Annotated in this window: 15 protein-coding genes and 3 pseudogenes; 9 read left to right on the forward strand and 9 right to left on the reverse strand. The window is 64.7% G+C overall.

Going from position 1 to position 16,611, the window contains the following annotated elements; translation table 11 throughout:
• Window positions 1-28 precede the first annotated feature (28 nt).
• The 5 genes and pseudogenes from YP76_RS20940 to YP76_RS20950 all read right to left on the reverse strand — a co-directional run.
• A complete protein-coding gene (locus YP76_RS20940; RefSeq protein ID WP_046765573.1) occupies window positions 29-1,561 on the reverse strand; it encodes a hypothetical protein in 1,533 nt (510 codons plus the stop codon).
• A gap of 430 nt (window positions 1,562-1,991) precedes the next feature.
• Window positions 1,992-2,693, reverse strand: a pseudogene (locus tag YP76_RS20945) (Tn3 family transposase); the annotation flags it as partial.
• Between the two features lie 63 nt (window positions 2,694-2,756).
• The gene (locus YP76_RS29110) at window positions 2,757-3,287 is read right to left on the reverse strand and encodes a GNAT family N-acetyltransferase (RefSeq protein ID WP_007686150.1); all 531 of its coding nucleotides are present in this window, start codon (window positions 3,285-3,287) and stop codon (window positions 2,757-2,759) included.
• Window positions 3,284-3,538 (reverse strand): annotated as a pseudogene (locus YP76_RS27270) (recombinase family protein); the annotation flags it as partial. The gene YP76_RS29110 and the pseudogene YP76_RS27270, both read right to left, overlap by 4 nt.
• Window positions 3,523-4,287: pseudogene (locus tag YP76_RS20950) on the reverse strand (IS6 family transposase); the annotation flags it as partial. The pseudogenes YP76_RS20950 and YP76_RS27270, both read right to left, overlap by 16 nt.
• Before the next feature lie 68 nt (window positions 4,288-4,355).
• Here YP76_RS20950 and YP76_RS20955 point away from each other — a divergent pair.
• Both YP76_RS20955 and YP76_RS20960 read left to right on the forward strand, forming a co-directional pair.
• The gene (locus YP76_RS20955) at window positions 4,356-4,733 is read left to right on the forward strand and encodes a DUF305 domain-containing protein (protein WP_008831367.1); all 378 of its coding nucleotides are present in this window, start codon (window positions 4,356-4,358) and stop codon (window positions 4,731-4,733) included.
• Window positions 4,734-4,842: 109 nt separating this feature from the next.
• Window positions 4,843-5,193: a MarR family transcriptional regulator gene (locus tag YP76_RS20960; RefSeq protein ID WP_008831366.1), complete on the forward strand. Its 351-nt coding sequence runs from the start codon at window positions 4,843-4,845 to the stop codon at window positions 5,191-5,193.
• Between the two features lie 49 nt (window positions 5,194-5,242).
• On the opposite strand, the gene YP76_RS20965 is transcribed toward YP76_RS20960, so the two are convergent.
• Window positions 5,243-5,440 (reverse strand): heavy-metal-associated domain-containing protein, encoded by a 198-nt coding sequence (locus YP76_RS20965; protein WP_008831365.1) that lies wholly within the window; start codon window positions 5,438-5,440, stop codon window positions 5,243-5,245.
• A 151-nt stretch (window positions 5,441-5,591) separates the two neighbouring features.
• On the opposite strand from YP76_RS20965, the gene YP76_RS20970 reads away from it, so the two are divergent.
• On the forward strand, window positions 5,592-8,132 hold the full coding sequence (locus YP76_RS20970; RefSeq protein WP_008831364.1) for a heavy metal translocating P-type ATPase: 2,541 nt from the start codon (window positions 5,592-5,594) through the stop codon (window positions 8,130-8,132).
• A complete protein-coding gene (cueR, locus tag YP76_RS20975) occupies window positions 8,129-8,623 on the forward strand; it encodes a Cu(I)-responsive transcriptional regulator (protein ID WP_019054720.1) in 495 nt (164 codons plus the stop codon). Before YP76_RS20970 ends, cueR begins: the two co-directional genes overlap by 4 nt.
• A gap of 173 nt (window positions 8,624-8,796) precedes the next feature.
• On the opposite strand, the gene YP76_RS20980 is transcribed toward cueR, so the two are convergent.
• Window positions 8,797-9,075, reverse strand: a complete 279-nt coding sequence (locus YP76_RS20980; protein ID WP_046765535.1) for a hypothetical protein — start codon at window positions 9,073-9,075, stop codon at window positions 8,797-8,799.
• A 123-nt stretch (window positions 9,076-9,198) separates the two neighbouring features.
• Between YP76_RS20980 and YP76_RS20985 the strand changes: the two genes are divergently transcribed.
• From YP76_RS20985 to YP76_RS21005, 5 genes are all read left to right on the forward strand, one after another.
• The gene (locus tag YP76_RS20985) at window positions 9,199-9,417 is read left to right on the forward strand and encodes a hypothetical protein (protein WP_232307673.1); all 219 of its coding nucleotides are present in this window, start codon (window positions 9,199-9,201) and stop codon (window positions 9,415-9,417) included.
• A 114-nt stretch (window positions 9,418-9,531) separates the two neighbouring features.
• Window positions 9,532-11,274 (forward strand): copper resistance system multicopper oxidase, encoded by a 1,743-nt coding sequence (locus YP76_RS20990; protein ID WP_026150028.1) that lies wholly within the window; start codon window positions 9,532-9,534, stop codon window positions 11,272-11,274.
• On the forward strand, window positions 11,271-12,263 hold the full coding sequence (locus tag YP76_RS20995) for a copper resistance protein B (RefSeq protein WP_019054722.1): 993 nt from the start codon (window positions 11,271-11,273) through the stop codon (window positions 12,261-12,263). The genes YP76_RS20990 and YP76_RS20995 overlap by 4 nt, the downstream gene beginning before the upstream one ends.
• 22 nt (window positions 12,264-12,285) lie before the next feature.
• On the forward strand, window positions 12,286-12,738 hold the full coding sequence (locus tag YP76_RS21000) for a DUF411 domain-containing protein (protein ID WP_019054723.1): 453 nt from the start codon (window positions 12,286-12,288) through the stop codon (window positions 12,736-12,738).
• A 65-nt stretch (window positions 12,739-12,803) separates the two neighbouring features.
• Window positions 12,804-14,774: a cytochrome c/FTR1 family iron permease gene (locus tag YP76_RS21005; protein ID WP_008832884.1), complete on the forward strand. Its 1,971-nt coding sequence runs from the start codon at window positions 12,804-12,806 to the stop codon at window positions 14,772-14,774.
• Window positions 14,775-15,125: 351 nt separating this feature from the next.
• Here the strand turns inward: YP76_RS21005 and YP76_RS21010 are convergent, their stop codons facing one another.
• Both YP76_RS21010 and YP76_RS21015 read right to left on the reverse strand, forming a co-directional pair.
• The gene (locus tag YP76_RS21010) at window positions 15,126-15,992 is read right to left on the reverse strand and encodes a recombinase family protein (protein ID WP_046765536.1); all 867 of its coding nucleotides are present in this window, start codon (window positions 15,990-15,992) and stop codon (window positions 15,126-15,128) included.
• A gap of 140 nt (window positions 15,993-16,132) precedes the next feature.
• Window positions 16,133-16,611: Tn3 family transposase (locus YP76_RS21015; RefSeq protein WP_046765537.1), on the reverse strand; the 479-nt coding region annotated here is incomplete at its 5' end.

Consider the following 16,611-nt stretch of genomic DNA (forward strand, 5'->3'; position numbering starts at 1 on the left):
GGTGATAGGGTCCGTTTGAAGGATGGGGTCAGGAAATCGCGGCGCGCGTCTGGAACGCGACGGCTGGATTGCGAAGGACGATGGCAGTCGCGATATAGGCCGCACGCGCGTTGCTCGGCGCGATAATGCATCCCGCGAGTTCCAACTGACGGCGCTGTTTCATCACGTCCTGCGGATCCGCCGGCGTGCCGACGATACGAACCACGACCATGGCCCCGGATTCGACGATCCTGGCGGCAGCGGGCGCCAATATACTTGCGGGGTCCGGATGCGCTCCTTCGCCGATCACGACGTCGAACAGGACGACAGCGACCGAACGATCGCGGGCCTGCTCGAGCAACAGCGCCGAGCGGGCGGCAACATCGATCATCGGATGAGGCCGCCCTCGGGTGTGCTCCTCGTCCCCCAGATCGAGAAACACATGGGCCTGCCGATCCGATAGCTCCGCCTGCCTGTGCTCGATCGGCGTCAGGTAACGCGACGCGATGAAGGCCGCCTCTTCGCAGAGCGTGCCGCCGCTGAACAATCCAACCAGACGGGTGCGATGGTCAGACAATCGAGTGATCGCCCCCTCGACCTGCGCCATCAATTCGCCATCGGCCAGCTCTGAGAGCGCTGCTCCAAGCAGATCGGCAAGCGCGACCGCTGCCTGCTCAAACGTCGTATAGACCCGGTCATGGGACAGCAGGGGCGTATCCTGCATTCCCAGGAGGACGGCCACGATCGGCTTGCGCGCTCGATCGAGAAGCGACGCCGCCAGGTCCGGATCCGCGTGCTTCGAGACGAGAGCGATCGCGGTGGTCGCCTCGTCATCCTCGAACGCATCGAGGGCCATGGCGGCCGACAGACCCCCGATCTCGGCGGTCAGGTCATTGCCGCCGACGCCGATGGCGCTCGACGTCCCGATCCCCATCTGGTCGAGAAGGCACATGAGTTCCTGAGTGCCCGTTCCGGATGCCGCAACGATGCCGACGGGCCCCGATCGGACATGATTGGCGAACCCCAAGCCGACACCGCGGAGCTGGGCAGTTCCTGCGCTCGGCCCCATGACGATCAGACCAAGTGCCTGCCCGCGCTCCTTGAGCTGGCGCTCCTCGGCAAGCGAGACGCCATCGCTGAACAGCACCACATGTAGCCCAGCCGACAAGGCCTTGTGCGCCTCGAGCGCCGCATAGGGACCCGGAACGGAGATCAGCGCAACATTGGCAGCCGGATCCTCACGCAATGCCGTCCTGAGATCCTTCGCGGCCGTGCCGGATGCGCCGACTTCCTGTTGATTGACAGCGAACAGGCTGGCCTCGGCTCGCGTCAGGGCTCGCTGCGCCCCAGGCCCATCTTCGGCCCGAACGGCCAGGATAAGGTCATTGGCTCGTGCATCAAGGTCGGCGACCGCGAAACCCTCCGCCTCCAATTGCCGGAGATTAGCCGGCGTAGCCATGAACACCCCAGCCCACTCCACGCCGCCCGCCTCCAGCATCGCGCGCGTGGCTGCCATCTGCCGGACGCTGTCCTTGTAGGTACCCCGATGAACGGTGAGATGGTGGTTCAGGGCTGGCGCCATCACGAGCGCCGGACGGAGGTTGAGTTGATAGTCACGGCAACGAAGCGCCTCGCCTTTTCTTGCCAACCGGAATGTCGCCGTATCGGCGCCTCTCCGCCGGCGCTATGCGCTCCGACATGCGGAACGTGTCCTATAGTGATTTCTTTTTTTCCTATGCGATACTATGAGGCTATGTCAAACGACCGCTAGGGGTGACTACACGAAAGTGACGTATCTGCACGCTAAGGGCGAACAAATCCGGTACGATGCCAGCAGATGCTATTCGCAGGCTTTCCTGCCCCTTTTATGTGGTGCCGCCCTACGGGCGCCGATATGGGAGGGCGGCAATCCGATTGACCAACGATCGAGGTAGAACCCTGCTCGCCAAATAGGCGTCACCTCAAGGTTTGTGCGCCAGACAACGATTTGGCGGACATAATGAGAACACTGGCTATGCCACGAGTTTGAGGCGGGCCATGGGATCGTTGAGGGTGCGGAACTCGCCAGGGGAGAGCCGGTTTGCCCTTTGCCACAGATAGTCGCCGGTCAAACTGATATGCACCCAGCCCATCGGCGAGAGATGGGCAAGCAGCGCATCATCGAAGGTGCCGCCGGATGATTGGAGATGCTGGGCGGCCCTGTCCATATAGACGGTGTTCCAGTAAGAAATCGCCGCGATCAGCAGATTGAGGCCCGATGCCCGATATTCCTGATTCTCGATCGAGCGATCGGTGAACCGCCCCTGTCGGTTGGTGTAGATCGCGGCGGCAAGGGTATGACGTGCTTCGCCTTTATTGAGGCCGGCCTGGCAGGCGCGACGCACGTCGGGCTGTTCAAGCCAGTCGAGCGCAAATAACGTCCGCTCGATGCGGCCGAGTTCGGCCAGCGCAAAATCCAGCCTGTTCTGGCGCTTGTAGGCGGCCAGCTTGCGCAGGATCGCGGAGGGCGCAACGGCTCCTTCCTTAATGGAGGCGACGATCCTGACGATGTCATCCCAATCGGCTTCGATCGCCGCCGTCTTGATCGTGCGGCCCATGAGGCTTTCGATGCCTTTGTAGGTCGAAGGCGCGGCGATCGAGCCGAGTTTCCGGTCGGCGATGTCGCGCAGACGGGGCACGAACCGGAAGCCGAGAAGATGGCAAAGGGCAAAGAGGGGGCGTTTGCGGGAGGGGGCGGAATCCTACGCCAAGCTCGCCCAGATAGCCGGCGCGAGATCTTACTTGTTGCTGCCTTCTACGGTCGCGCCAGAAAGGCGACGGCTCAGTTCTATCCGGCGATGGCTACGCATTTTGAAGGTGTCTGGCCCAACGCGCCGATACTCAATGAAGCCGAGAGAACGCCAAAATCGCTCTGCCGCTTCATTCGCTTCCAGCACGGCCAACCGAATCTCTGTGGCACCTCTCGCAGCGGCCCAGCTTTCGACCGTCGAGTAAATTGAGCGTCCGACGCCACGACCACGCTGTGCGGCATCTACGATCATGAAGCCGAGATACCATGTGCCATCACGCGGATAATCGCGGAGGATGGCCGCGATTGCATATAGGCCGCCAGGCCCCTTCCATCCCAGGACAGCTTGATTGTGGGCGCTCTTTTCGGGCGGCACATCGGAGAAAAGCTCGCGAGCATCGTCCAGCGTGGGCGCGGCCCCGTCCTGCAACAGGAAATAGTCGCTGCAACGGTTGTACAGGTCTGCAACGTCTGCGGCGTCCGCTTGGGTAAGTTTGATCGGGGCTCCCGTCATCATCATCGCGTTTTGGCAGCAAGCACGCGCTGACCGTAATCCCGGAGTTCCCCGTTGGGACCGACATAGCGGTAGAGAGTGACGCGCTCGATCCCGAGTTCCTTGCAGAGGTCGGAAACGGACGTGTCGCGTTGGGCCATAGCAGCCTGAGCGAGCCGCACCTGGGCCTTGGAGAGGGCGAACTTGCGGCCACCCTTGCGTCCCCGCGCGCGGGCAGCGGCCAGGCCAGCCATGGTGCGCTCGCGGCGGCTGCTGCGAAATGGTGGTTGAGCATGCCCATGGCCTCCGTCAGCGCCGAGGGCCCAATGCCAAAAGCTCTCTCCACAAGGCGCACCTCGCCCCTGATGCCGGGCTGCAGGCACCAGGGGCGAGCCTGTCCTTTGCGCAGGGCTCGCATGACTTCGAATCCCTTGATCGTGGCATAGGCCGTGGGGATCGATTTGAAACCGCGCACCGGCTTGATCAGTATCTTGAGCTTTCCGTGATCGGCCTCGATCACGTTATTGAGATACTTCACCTGCCGGTGGGCCGTCTCCCGGTCCAGCTTTCCTTCGCGCTTCAATTCGGTGATCGCTGCACCATAGCTCGGCGCTTTGTCGGTATTGAGCGTGGCAGGCTTTTCCCAGTGCTTCAGGCCTCGCAGGGCCTTGCCCAGGAACCGCTTCGCTGCCTTGGCGCTGCGGGTCGGCGACAGGTAGAAATCGATCGTGTCGCCCCGCTTGTCGACTGCCCGGTACAGGTAGGTCCACTTGCCCCGCACCTTGACGTAGGTTTCATCCAGGCGCCAGCTCGGATCAAAGCCACGCCGCCAGAACCAGCGCAGCCGCTTCTCCATCTCCGGGGCGTAGCACTGGACCCAGCGATAGATCGTCGTATGGTCGACCGAAATGCCGCGTTCCGCCAGCATTTCCTCAAGGTCGCGATAGCTGATCGGATAGCGACAATACCAGCGCACCGCCCACAGGATCACATCACCCTGGAAATGGCGCCACTTGAAATCCGTCATCGTTCCGTCCGTCCAATCTCCGCCAAGCATGCTCAAGCTTCACGATTTTTGCAACAGAGCCCCTGGTCATGTTCGTGATGATCGACCGCCTCTCGAGCTTCTACAATAATCTCAACATGCTCTACATGACGCTCATGATGGCATCGCCGATGGTGGTGATGATGATCGTCGCGATGCCCGACATGTTTCCGTCCAGGCGTCTCAATATGCTGCTGCTCCTCGGATCGGCGGTCGCCTTCTTCGGGAGCTTCGGACTCATCCGGACCCAGACGACGATCGACGATACCGCCTTTCTGCGCTCGATGATTCCGCATCATTCGGGTGCCATCCTGATGTGCGAGCAGGCCTCGCTGTCCGATGCCGAGATCCTCAAATTGTGCGGTGAGATCATCCGGTCGCAGACGGCGGAAATCGACCAGATGAAATCGATTCTCGCGAGAAAATGACCCGGCCTTTCCAATTGGCGTCTGCCGGCTGCCGGCGCTCCGGCGGCGTTGAACGATACGCGTCCTGATTGCCGGCACAGCGCGCGGATCGGGCACGTCGACATTCGTCATGATGGATCGGGATACCGAACATGCCCGCGACAATGCAAAACGGCTCCTTCGCCGGCGTACGCTTCGCAAGCAGTTGGTCGGGGCGCACGATCTCTTCGGAGAGCCGGCATGGGAAATGCTGATCGATCTCTTCATTCACGAATGCGAGCGCAAGCCGCTTTCGATCAGCGCCGTGTGCGTGACGGCCGGATTGCCGATGAGCAGTGCGCTTCGGCTGATCCAGAAACTGTGCGACGCCGGGCTTGTCTCGCGCATCCCCGACCCGGTCGACGGACGCCGATGCTACATCCGGCTGGATCCCCCGCTCATGCAGCGGCTGCGAGCCTATTTCAGCGCGGGCGATCTTTAGGCCGGGGCCATTGCCCGGGCCACCCCGAGGTGACCCGGACCTTTCTCACTTATGCCGGCTGCATATCATAGCCGGCCGCGCGGATCGCCTCGACGAATTTGGCGCGGTCGTGGCTGCTCTCGATCGTAACCCGGCGCGCCGGAATATCGGGCACCACGCGGGCGTCGGCATCGATGCTGTGGATGGCCTTCGTGACCGACCGCGCGCAACCGCCGCACGTCATGCCGGGAATGTCGAATTGGATCATCTTGGAACCTCCGGTTTCTGCTGATGATCCGGATATGGGGTTTCCAACGATGGCAAGGTCAATGGGTCGGACGCGCGTTTTTTACCGCTTGACCTTCCCATCGTTGGAAACCCCACATTCTGTCTCAACGAATGAAACCGGAGAATTTTCGATGTCCGATGTGATGGAGTTGAAACAGAGCACGGGTGGCGATGCGCCCGCCGCGGAGCAAGAGAAACTGAGCGTTGCGGTCGCCGGGATGACCTGCGCCTCATGCGTCGGGCATATCGAAAAGGCGATCGGCAAGCTCCCCGCGGTCGCCGGCGTCAGCGTCAATCTCGCGACCGAACGCGCCGATGTGACCTTTGCGGGCACGCCCGATCCGCTGGCGGTGGTGCAGGCAATCGAAGAGGCCGGTTATGCGGTGCCCGAAATCGAGGTCGAGCTCGGGGTCGAGGGCATGACCTGCGCCTCGTGCGTCGGCCATGTCGAAAAGGCGCTGAGGGCGGTTCCCGGCGTTGCCGCCGCAAGCGTCAATCTCGCGACCGAACGCGCCAGCATCCGGTATCGCAGCGGGCTTGTCGCGCCGGCGGATCTCGAAGCCGCGATCCGCCGCGCCGGCTATACGCCGCGCCGGCTCGAAGCCGATGCCGCCGCGCCCGACCGCGAGGCCGCGGCGCGCGAGGCCGAACTCACGGGCCTTCGTCGCTCGCTGCAACTTGCCGCGGTGCTGGCGCTGCCGGTGTTTCTGCTCGAAATGGGATCGCACCTCGTGCCGGCCGTGCATGATTTTGTCATGGCCACGATTGGCATGCAGACGAGCTGGCTGATCCAGTTCGCGCTGACGACGCTGGTGCTGTTCGGTCCCGGCCTGCGCTTTTTCCGGAAGGGCATTCCCGCGATCCTGCGCGGGACGCCCGACATGAACTCGCTCGTCGCACTCGGAACCAGCGCCGCCTGGGGTTACTCGCTCGTTGCGACCTTCACCCCCGGCGTGCTTCCTCCCGGCACCGCCAATGTCTATTATGAAGCGGCGGCGGTAATCGTCGCGCTGATCCTGCTCGGCCGCTATCTGGAAGCCAAGGCCAAGGGGCGGACGTCCGAAGCGATCAAGCGGCTTATCGGATTGCAGGCCAAGACCGCACGCGTCATACGCGACGGGGCGGTTGTCGACGTCGCGCTCGCCGACGTCGTCAGCGGGGATATCGTCGACGTGCGTCCCGGCGAGCGCGTACCGGTCGATGGCGAGGTCGTCGACGGCCAGTCCTGGGTCGATGAAGCGATGATCACCGGCGAGCCCGTGCCGGTCGCCAAGGCTGCGGGCGCCGAGGTTGTCGGCGGCACGATCAACACGACCGGTGCCTTTACCTTCCGCGCGACCAAGGTCGGTGCCGACACATTGCTCGCGCAGATTATCCGGATGGTCGAGCAGGCGCAGGGTTCGAAGCTCCCCATCCAGGCGATGGTCGACAAGGTGACCGCCTGGTTCGTCCCCGCGGTGATGGGAATCGCCGCGCTGACCTTCCTGATCTGGCTCGTCTTCGGGCCCGACCCGGCGCTGACCTTCGCGCTGATCAACGCCGTCGCGGTACTGATCATCGCTTGCCCGTGCGCGATGGGGCTCGCCACGCCGACGTCGATCATGGTCGGCACCGGGCGCGCCGCCGAACTCGGTGTGCTGTTCCGCAAGGGCGAGGCCCTGCAAACGCTGCGCGATGTTCGCGTCGTGGCGCTCGACAAGACCGGCACCCTCACCAAGGGCCGCCCCGAACTGACCGACCTCGAACCAGCGAGCGAATTCGAATATGATGAGGTGCTGGCACTCGTCGCGAGCGTCGAGACCCGGTCCGAGCATCCGATCGCCGAAGCGATCGTCGCGGCGGCGAAGGCGCGGAACCTGATCCTGGCATCGCCCACCACGTTCGAGGCTACGCCCGGTTATGGCGTGTCGGCGCGGGTCGGCGAGCATGATGTCGAGGTCGGCGCCGACCGCTTCATGACGAAGCTCGGGCATGATGTATCGGCCTTCGCTGCGAAGGCGGCCGAACTCGGCGCGCTTGGCCGGTCGCCGCTCTACGCTGCGATCGATGGCAAGCTCGCGGCAGTGATCGCGGTCGCCGACCCGATCAAGGATACGACGCCGGAGGCGATCCGCGCGCTCCACAATCTCGGTCTGAAGGTCGCAATGATCACCGGCGACAATCAGGCGACCGCCGATGCCGTCGCGCGCACGCTCGGGATCGACGAAGTGGTGGGCGAAGTGCTTCCGGGCGGAAAGGTCGATGCGCTCCACCGGCTGCGCGCGGGCGGGCGCAAGGTCGCCTTCGTCGGCGACGGCATCAACGACGCACCCGCGCTCGCCGAGGCCGATGTCGGCCTCGCGATCGGCACCGGCACCGATGTCGCGATCGAATCCGCCGACGTCGTGCTGATGTCGGGTGACCTGCGCGGCGTGGTCAACGCGATCGCGCTGTCGAAGGCGACCATCCGCAACATCCAGGAGAATCTGTTCTGGGCGTTCGGCTATAATGCCGCGCTGATCCCGGTCGCCGCGGGCGCGCTCTATCCGCTGAACGGCACGCTGCTTTCGCCGATCTTCGCGGCGGGCGCGATGGCGCTGTCGAGCGTCTTCGTGCTAAGCAATGCGCTGCGTCTCAAGGCCTTCCGGCCTGTGATCGCGTCCGACAGAAGCACGGGAGGAACGCCAGCATGAATATCGGCCAGGCTTCCAGAATGTCGGGCGTCTCGACCAAGATGATCCGATATTATGAGCAAACGGGCCTCATCCCCAAGGCCGCGCGCCATGACTCGGGGTACCGCGATTATGACGAGGCCGACGTGCACCGGCTGCGCTTCGTTCGCCGCGCGCGCGATCTCGGTTTCACCGTCGAGCAGATCGGCGGACTGCTCGGGCTATGGTCCGACCGGAGCCGCGCCAGCGCCGACGTCAAGGCGTTCGCGCTGGAGCATATCGAACGGCTCCGGGAAAAAATGGCCGAGATCGAAGCCATGGTTCGCACCCTCGAGACGCTGGCCGATCATTGCCACGGCGACGACCGCCCCGATTGCCCGATTATCGAGGGGCTGGCGGAGGGCGATGGCGCGCCCGCGGCGGTCGAGCCGCGCGCGCCGCGACGCTTCGGCACGGCTGGCGAGCAGCTCGCGCGGCGGCCGGTCGCCGGTTCGCGCGTGCGCGGGCACTGAGATGATCGGCGCCCGAAAAATGCGAGCCGCTGCGGCGAACATGAGGGATGGCGCCTTGGCATGCGTATCAATAGATGCGCGGGGTCAAGCCGGAAGGCTTGGCCCGGGCGCACGGACAAGAGCGATGAGCAAGACCAGGCATAATTTTCCATCCCTGCCGCATGTCCGCGCCGTCATAGTCGCGGATGCGAAGCCATGACGCGGCTGATCGCTTCGCTGCTCGTCGCGCTTGCCTTGTTCGTGTCGCCGCTGGCGACGTCGAACGCCGCGGCCATGGACCAGATGACGAGCTGCGCGTCGATGGGGTCGGCGTCGAGCTGTCCCGAGAAGAGCCGCAGCGAAAAGCCCTGCGCGCCCGCAGCCTGCGTCAACGTCTGTGCATCGGTTTGCTTCTTGCCGTTCTTGCCGGTCCTCGGCGACCGGCCGTATCCGGATGCCGCGGCAAAGGCCATCGGCCTCGCCCTTCACGAGCTTTCGGGCCTGACCCCCGAAGCTGAACCCCGGCCTCCCCGCAAACACTCCGAGACATAGTCCCACACTATTTTTTCGGAGTTTTGACGATGAACATGTTTTTGATGGCGACCGCCCTGACGGTCGCAACCCCTGCGGCCGCCCAAGCGACCGATCCTCATGCCGGCCACGGCGCTTCGGCGCCGATGGACAAGCCGATGCCGGCGCATGACGCGATGATGGCGGACGGCAAGATGAAGCCCGACGCCGACATGATGGAGCGCTGCAAGAAGATGCACGCGGCCATGGTCGCGAAGGCCGACGGCGCCCCCAAAGCGAAATAGCGCCGGTTCCGGGGCGGCATATGCCGCCCCGGACTACTTCTCCCGAATGAAAACGGCACGGTTGCCGCCTCCTTGGCGGTACCCTTTGCGATGCCGTGCAAAGGACAGACAGACATGACACACACAATGGAACGGCGGATGCTGCTCCGCGCCGGCGCCGTCGGCGCCGCGGGCCTCTCGATCGCGGGGCTGTTTCCTGCCTGGGCGCAAAGCGGAACCCCCGGCACCCTTTCCACCCTCCCGACGCTGACCGGCGAGGATATCCACCTCAAGATCGCGCACAGCCGCTTCACCGTCGGCGGCCGCGCAGGCCGGGCAATCACGCTCAACGGCGTATTGCCGGCGCCGCTGGTCCGGCTCCGCGAGGGCCAGAATGTGCGCCTCCATGTCGAAAACACCCTCGACGAGGAAACCTCGATCCACTGGCACGGACTGATCCTGCCCTTCCAGATGGACGGGGTTCCCGGGATCAGCTTTCCCGGGATCAAGGCACGTTCGCTCTTCACCTATGAATTCCCGGTCAAACAAAGCGGGACCTATTGGTATCACAGCCACTCGGGCTTGCAGGAACAGCTCGGCCATTATGGGCCGATCGTGATCGACCCCGCGGGCGCCGACCCGATCGGCTATGACCGTGAGCATGTCGTCGTGCTGTCCGACTGGACCTTCCTCGACCCGCACCAGCTGTTCAACAAGCTCAAGCAGGAAGGCGGCTATTTCAACCGCCAGAAACAGACGCTGTCCGGCCTGATCGCGGGCGGTCCCGGCGAGACGATGAGCGCGTCCGAACGACTCAAATGGGGCAAGATGCGGATGGACCCCGCCGACATCGCCGACATATCGGCGACGACCTACACCTATCTGATCAACGGCCACGGCCCGCAGGAGAATTGGACGGGCCTGTTTCGTCCCGGCGAGCGCGTTCGGCTGCGCATCATCAATGCCTCGTCGATGTCGATCTTCAACATCCGCATCCCGGGGCTCAAGATGAGCGTCGTCGGGACCGACGGGCAGAATGTCCGGCCGGTGGCGGTCGACGAATTCCAGATCGGGACCGCCGAAACCTATGATGTCATCGTCCGCCCCGACGAGGACCGGGCCTACACTTTCGTCGCCGAATCGATCGACCGGTCGGGCATGGGCCGCGCAACGCTGGCACCGCGCCCGGGTATGGTCGCGGCGGTGCCGCCCTTACGCGAGCGACCGACGCTGACCATGAAGGATATGGGCATGGGCGGCATGGACCATGGCGCGCATGGCGCCGCGGCGGGTGCTGCGGCGATGGATCATGGCGCGATGAGCATGCGCGACAAGTCGAAGGTTCCTGACAGCGTCGCGGTCGGGGTCGGAGTCGATGCGATCGCCTTCTCTCCGGTCGACCGCACCGGCGACCCCGGGGTCGGCCTCGACAATGTCGGGCACAAGGTGCTCACCTATCGCGACCTGGTGTCGCTGACGCCCAATCCCGATCCGCGCCCGCCCGCGCGGACGATCGAAATCCACCTGACCGGCAACATGGAACGCTTCATGTGGTCGTTCGACGGCAAGAAGTTCAGCGACGGTGTCGAGCCGATCCGCTTCGAGCGCAACGAGCGCGCGCGCATCACGCTGATCAATCACACGATGATGACGCACCCGATCCACCTGCACGGCCATTTCTTCGAGGTGGTGAATGGTCACACCGGGCGCCAGCCGCTCAAGCACACGATCAATGTGCTTCCCGGCGGCAAGGCGAGTTTCGACCTGACCGCCGATGCCCCGGGCGACTGGGCCTTCCACTGCCATCTGCTGCTTCACATGCACGCGGGGATGTTCCGCGTCGTCACCGTTCGGCCGCATGGAGGAGAAGGCGCATGAAATATCTTTCGATCCTGATGCTCGCCGCACTTCCGGTTCCGGCGCTCGCCGCGCAGGAGACCGGACGTGCCGGACATGCGGGGCATAGCGAGGCCGCTCCCGAAACGCCGCCAGCAATCGATCCGCACGCCGGGCACGTCATGCCGCCCCCGGGCGATCCGCATACGGGGCATGACATGCCCGCCCCTGACGATCCGCACGCCGGTCACGCGATGCCGGGCGACGAAAGGTCCGACCCGCCCGTTGCGGGTCCGTCGGCCGCGGCGCGAAGCGGCCCCGCGCATGCCGCCGACGCCTTTTACGGCGCGGAGGAAATGGCGCGGTCGCGGCGCCTCCTCCTCAAGGAGAATGGTGCGCTCACCGCGGGGCAGATCCTCATCGACAAGCTCGAAACCGCCTTTCGCAAGGGGAATGAAGGTTACGCCTGGGATGCGCAGCTCTGGTACGGCGGCGATCTCGACCGGGTATGGCTGAAGTCGGAAGGCGAGGGCCGCTTCAACGAGGGCGGCCCCGAGGATGTCGAGGTCCAGGCGCTCTACAGCCGCGCGCTCGATCCCTGGTTCAATCTCCAGGCCGGTGTCCGCCACGATTTCCGCGCGGGGCCCGAGCGGACGCATGCCGTGCTCGGCATCCAGGGGCTCGCGCCCTACTGGTTCGAAGTCGACGGCGCGCTTTTCCTCTCGGACAAGGGCGAAGTCACCGCGCGCTTCGAGGCCGAATATGACCAGCGCATCACCCAGAAACTGATCCTGCAACCGACCGTCGAGTTCGAACTGTCGGCGCAGGATGTCCCCGAACTGGGGCTCGGAGCGGGGCTGACCTCGGCCGAGGCGGGGCTGCGGCTGCGCTACCAGATCGTGCCCGAATTCGCGCCCTATGTCGGCGTGACCTACGAACGCGCCTTTGGCGGCACCGCCGATTACGCCCGCGCAGCCGGAGAGAAGGCCGGCGGATGGAATCTCCTTGTCGGCCTGCGCAGCTGGTTCTGAACAACACAGGAAGGAATATCTCATGACATCGAAGAAACTCCGTCTCGTCTTTGCCGCGCTCGCGGTGACCGTGACGACGCCCGCCGCCGCGCAGGCCGCCGGCGAAATGACCGTGCATCGCGACCCAGGCTGCGGTTGCTGCGGGGTCTGGGCGAAGCAGGTCGCGGGGCAACTTGGCCGCAAATACAAGCTGGTCGACAATCCGGCGCGCGCCGTGCTGGTCAAGCGTTCGGGCGTGCCCGACGCGCTGCGATCCTGCCATACCACGATCATCGACGGCGCCGTCGTCGAGGGACATGCGCCCGCCGCTGACATCAAGCGCTTCCTCGCGGCGCGCCCGAAAGGGATGAAGGGCATAGCGGTCGCGGGCATGCCGCTCGGCACTCCCGGCATGGAAGCCCCGGGCCGCAAGCCCGATCGCTATTCGGTCGTGGCGTTCGGCGCCGGGCGGCAGGCCCTGTTCGCGAAACACTGACGATCGCAGGCCGGGGCGGTATCGCGCCGCCCCGGTCCACTCCCGAAGCAGGCGGAGCCAGACCCATGACGACGACCCTTTCCTCCGGCGGTGCCCGCCATCGGCGCCAGAAGGGAAAACGCCTGCGCCTCGGCGGGCTGCTTCTGCTCTTGCTCATGATCCTCCAGGCTGTGCCCGCGCGCGCCGACAGCGCGGCGGTGCAGACGAGCTGGCGGCTGCTCGATTATATCGCGGTCGACTATGCCGGGGCGGTCGCCGACGGAAAAATCGTCAGCGCTCCCGAATATGCCGAAATGGTCGAGTTCGCCGCCGAGGTCGAAAAGCGCGTCGCGGCCCTGCCGCCGAGCGATGCTCGTCCCGCGCTTGTCGGGCGCGCCGCAGCGCTCCGCCGCGCCATCGGCGCAAAGTCAGACGTAGCGGCGGTCGCCGCGCAGGCGCGCGATCTCGCCAAGGCGCTGCTCGCCGCCTATCCGGTGCCGCTCGCGCCCTCAGCGCCGCCGGACCTCGCGCGCGGCGCCGCGCTTTATGCGCAAAACTGCGCATCATGCCATGGTGCGGCCGGCGACGGCAAAGGCCCGCTCGCCGCCGGCCTCGATCCGCCGCCGATCGCCTTCACCGATGCGGCGCGCGCCGACCAGCGCAGCCTGTTCGGCCTGTATCAGGTCATCACCCAGGGACTCGAAGGCACGTCGATGGCGGGCTACGCCGCGCTGCCCGACGGCGATCGCTGGGCGCTGGCCTTCCATGTCGGGAGCCTCGCCTATCCCGCGACCGCCGCCGATGGCGCGGAGCGCTGGCGGGACGACGCCGGTCTGCGGGCCGAGCTGCCCGATCTGGCGGCGCTCACCGCAATGACCCCCGCCGCACTCGCGGCCGAACTCGGCGAGGACAGGGCCGCGGCGCTGACAGCCCATCTCCGCCGCCACCCCGAGGCGCTCGCCGCGGCGCCGTCGGGTTCGCTGCTCGCCGCGCGGGCACGGCTCGATGCCAGCCTCCGCGCCTATGCCGCGGGCGACCGGAAGGCCGCAGCCGATCTCGCGCTATCGGCCTATCTCGACGAATTCGAGCCCGTCGAAGCCGTGCTCGCGTCGCGCAATACGGCATTGATGGCGCGGATCGAGGGCGCGATGGCAGACCTGCGCAGCGCGATCGGCAAGCGACGCCCCGTCGCAGAGGTCGAGGCCGCCGTCTCGGCGCTCGACGGACTGTTCGCCGAAGCCGAAGCCATCCTCGCGCCCGAACGCGCGAGTCCGGTGTCGAGCTTCCTCGGCGCCTTCGGCGTTCTCCTGCGCGAAGGGCTTGAGGCGCTGCTGATCGTCATCGCCATGATCGCTTTCGTTCGCAAGGCCGGTCGGCCGCAGCTTCTGCCCTATGTCCATGGCGGGTGGATCGCGGCGCTCGGCGCCGGGACGTTGACCTGGGCGGTCGCGACCTATGCCATCGGAATCAGCGGCGCCTCGCGCGAGCTCACCGAAGGCTTCGGCTCGCTTTTCGCTGCCGTCATCCTGCTCTCCGTCGGCATCTGGATGCACGGGAAGAGCAACGCCGACGCCTGGCAAGGCTATATAAGGGACAAGATGGCGCGGGCGCTCTCGCGCCGGTCGGCCTGGTTCCTGTTCCTGCTCGCCTTTGTCGTCGTCTATCGCGAGGTGTTCGAGACGATCCTCTTTTATGCCGCCCTCTGGACACAGGGAAATGGCGGCGCGATGCTCGCCGGCGCCGCCGCGGCGGCCGTCCTGCTGATTATCATCGCCGCGATCATGCTGCGTTACAGCGCGAAGCTTCCGATCACCCGATTCTTCGCCTGGAGTTCGGTGCTGATCGCAATCCTCGCGGTCGTGCTGACCGGGAAGGGCATCGCCGGGTTGCAGGAGGCGGGCTTGCTCGCGGTCGATCCATGGCACGGCGTTCCGCGCATCGCACTGCTCGGTATCTTCCCGACCGCGCAGGGTGTGCTGGCGCAGCTCGCGGCCCTTGCGATCCTGATCGCCGGCTTCGGCATCAACCGGCGCATGAGGCGGCGGATCGCGCGATGACGCCGCCTGCCCCGAGACGGGCTGGGCTCAGTGCGCGATCAGCTGGTCGAGAAACGCCCGCGCCCGCTCGCTCGCCGGCGCGCTGAAAAATGCGGCCGGCGCCGCGTCTTCGACGATCCGCCCCGCGTCCATGAACAGGATGCGGGGTTTGAGTAGCAACGGAACAGAAAACCTACATAAGGGGCTTCAAGCATCGTCGATACCTGTGGCACCAGGATCGCGTAGCGGCCTCAACTCGCCGCGCGCCACGATGTCGGGAATGGTGAAGGCATAGCGCCCGAGCATGTTGGCCCAGTCGGCCCGAAGCTGTGATTTTGGCCATGTTGAAGAACGAAGATTGAACATGGCGAGCTACCAGGCTCGCTCTTGTCCTCCAATCTCGTAAACATCGGTCTCGATCGAGCACCTGTAGCTCTCTGCGATGTTGAACATCTCTGTCTGGAGAGATGTGATCTCGTCATCGAGGCTGACGCCATCGGCATCCTGATCATAGGCGACGGTCAGCGTGTAATCACAGTTCCCGGTCTTTTGCATCTGGTAATCCCGCTCCAGCATCGCCTCGATGCGCTCGCGAGCGGGCTTTCTGCCACGACCATGCTTGTTGAAGTTCTCGATGGTCAGATGCAGGGCGATGGTGACAGAAGGCGGCTTTTCCGGCAGCCCGATCCTTGAAGGAATGACGTTAAGCGCCCGATAGACGGTCATCCTTGAGATCTTGAGGTCGCGCGCGATGCTGGCCTTGCTCGCGCCGGCGGTGATCCGGCGTCGGATTTCATCGTCATCGATGTTTTTCTTCCGGCCTTTGTAGACGCCTTCGGCGCGCGCCGCCTCGATTCCGGCGCGCTGCCGGTCCTTGATGAACGTCAGTTCCATGTCCGCGACCATGCCCAGAATGGTGATCACCATCCGCCCCATGCTTCCGGCCGTCGTCACGTCCGGCTCAAGCACCCGCAATGAGGCTCCCTTCTGGTCGAGTTCATGAACCAGATTGAGAACATCGCGTGTGGAGCGACCGAGCCGATCGAGACGCAGGACGACGAGTTCGTCATCGGCGCGCAGGAACTGCATGATTGTCTCAAGCTCCGTGCGTCCAGTGCGCGATGCGCCCGAGCCTGTTTCGGAGCGGACGATTTCACAGCCCGCTGCCTTCAACCGGGCAACCTGGATGTCGAGATCCTGGTCGATGGTGCTGACGCGGGCGTAGCCGACGCGGGTCATGGCAAATCCGTCACATTAGGGTGGCTTTGCCCTCGTACAATAACATTGGTGGCGGAACCACCCTTTTGTGACATGTCGCATATGTCACTTCCGATCGTCACGTTCGGGTGCACCCAAATGGTGCGAGCGAAAGGCCCCGGTCAGGCAGCAAGCCGCCCAAAATCGATCCGGCTATTCAGATCGAGGTCGAAGCGGCCATAAGGATTGACGTGGCTGTAAATCAGCGGTGTGAGGCCGCGATAATCATCCGGCGTCATCCGGCCCGTCCATTTCGGTTCCACCAGCACGCTCTGAAGCATTCGGGTGTTCACATAGACAAGCGACGCTTGCAGCAAATGTAGCGCCAGGACCGAGAGCTGCTGCTCATCGATGCGGTTGGTGGCGATCTCGCCGCCCTTGCCGAAGAAAACGAACCCGTTGGCACTGTTCCAGTTTTCAACGACATTCAGGCCTTCATGAATTTCGCGGCGGAAGGACTCCTCGCGCAGATACCGGCACAGGAAGATCGTCTTGACCGCGCGGCCCAGCTCACTCAACGCCTTGTAGGTCGGGTGCATCACCTCGGAGCGGCTGAACCGGCGCAGGATCGCCTCCGGGTCGGCGGTTTTTGTCTGCATGG

Origin of the sequence: Sphingobium chungbukense, from assembly GCF_001005725.1 — a bacterium.
Lineage (GTDB): Bacteria > Pseudomonadota > Alphaproteobacteria > Sphingomonadales > Sphingomonadaceae > Sphingobium > Sphingobium chungbukense.

Bases quoted from the DNA above. Each gene is read 5' to 3' on its own strand.
- YP76_RS20960 (WP_008831366.1), top strand. From the start codon at position 4,843: ATGATGGATCGGGATACCGAACATGCCCGCGACAATGCAAAACGGCTC.
- YP76_RS20970 (WP_008831364.1), top strand. From the start codon at position 5,592: ATGTCCGATGTGATGGAGTTGAAACAGAGCACGGGTGGCGATGCGCCC.
- YP76_RS21005 (WP_008832884.1), top strand. From the start codon at position 12,804: ATGACGACGACCCTTTCCTCCGGCGGTGCCCGCCATCGGCGCCAGAAG.
- cueR (WP_019054720.1), top strand. From the start codon at position 8,129: ATGAATATCGGCCAGGCTTCCAGAATGTCGGGCGTCTCGACCAAGATG.
- YP76_RS29110 (WP_007686150.1), bottom strand. From the start codon at position 3,287: ATGATGATGACGGGAGCCCCGATCAAACTTACCCAAGCGGACGCCGCA.
- YP76_RS20940 (WP_046765573.1), bottom strand. From the start codon at position 1,561: ATGGCGCCAGCCCTGAACCACCATCTCACCGTTCATCGGGGTACCTAC.
- YP76_RS20980 (WP_046765535.1), bottom strand. From the start codon at position 9,075: ATGGCCTTTGCCGCGGCATCCGGATACGGCCGGTCGCCGAGGACCGGC.
- YP76_RS20990 (WP_026150028.1), top strand. From the start codon at position 9,532: ATGACACACACAATGGAACGGCGGATGCTGCTCCGCGCCGGCGCCGTC.
- YP76_RS20965 (WP_008831365.1), bottom strand. From the start codon at position 5,440: ATGATCCAATTCGACATTCCCGGCATGACGTGCGGCGGTTGCGCGCGG.
- YP76_RS21010 (WP_046765536.1), bottom strand. From the start codon at position 15,992: ATGACCCGCGTCGGCTACGCCCGCGTCAGCACCATCGACCAGGATCTC.
- YP76_RS20955 (WP_008831367.1), top strand. From the start codon at position 4,356: ATGTTCGTGATGATCGACCGCCTCTCGAGCTTCTACAATAATCTCAAC.
- YP76_RS20995 (WP_019054722.1), top strand. From the start codon at position 11,271: ATGAAATATCTTTCGATCCTGATGCTCGCCGCACTTCCGGTTCCGGCG.
- YP76_RS21000 (WP_019054723.1), top strand. From the start codon at position 12,286: ATGACATCGAAGAAACTCCGTCTCGTCTTTGCCGCGCTCGCGGTGACC.
- YP76_RS20985 (WP_232307673.1), top strand. From the start codon at position 9,199: ATGGCGACCGCCCTGACGGTCGCAACCCCTGCGGCCGCCCAAGCGACC.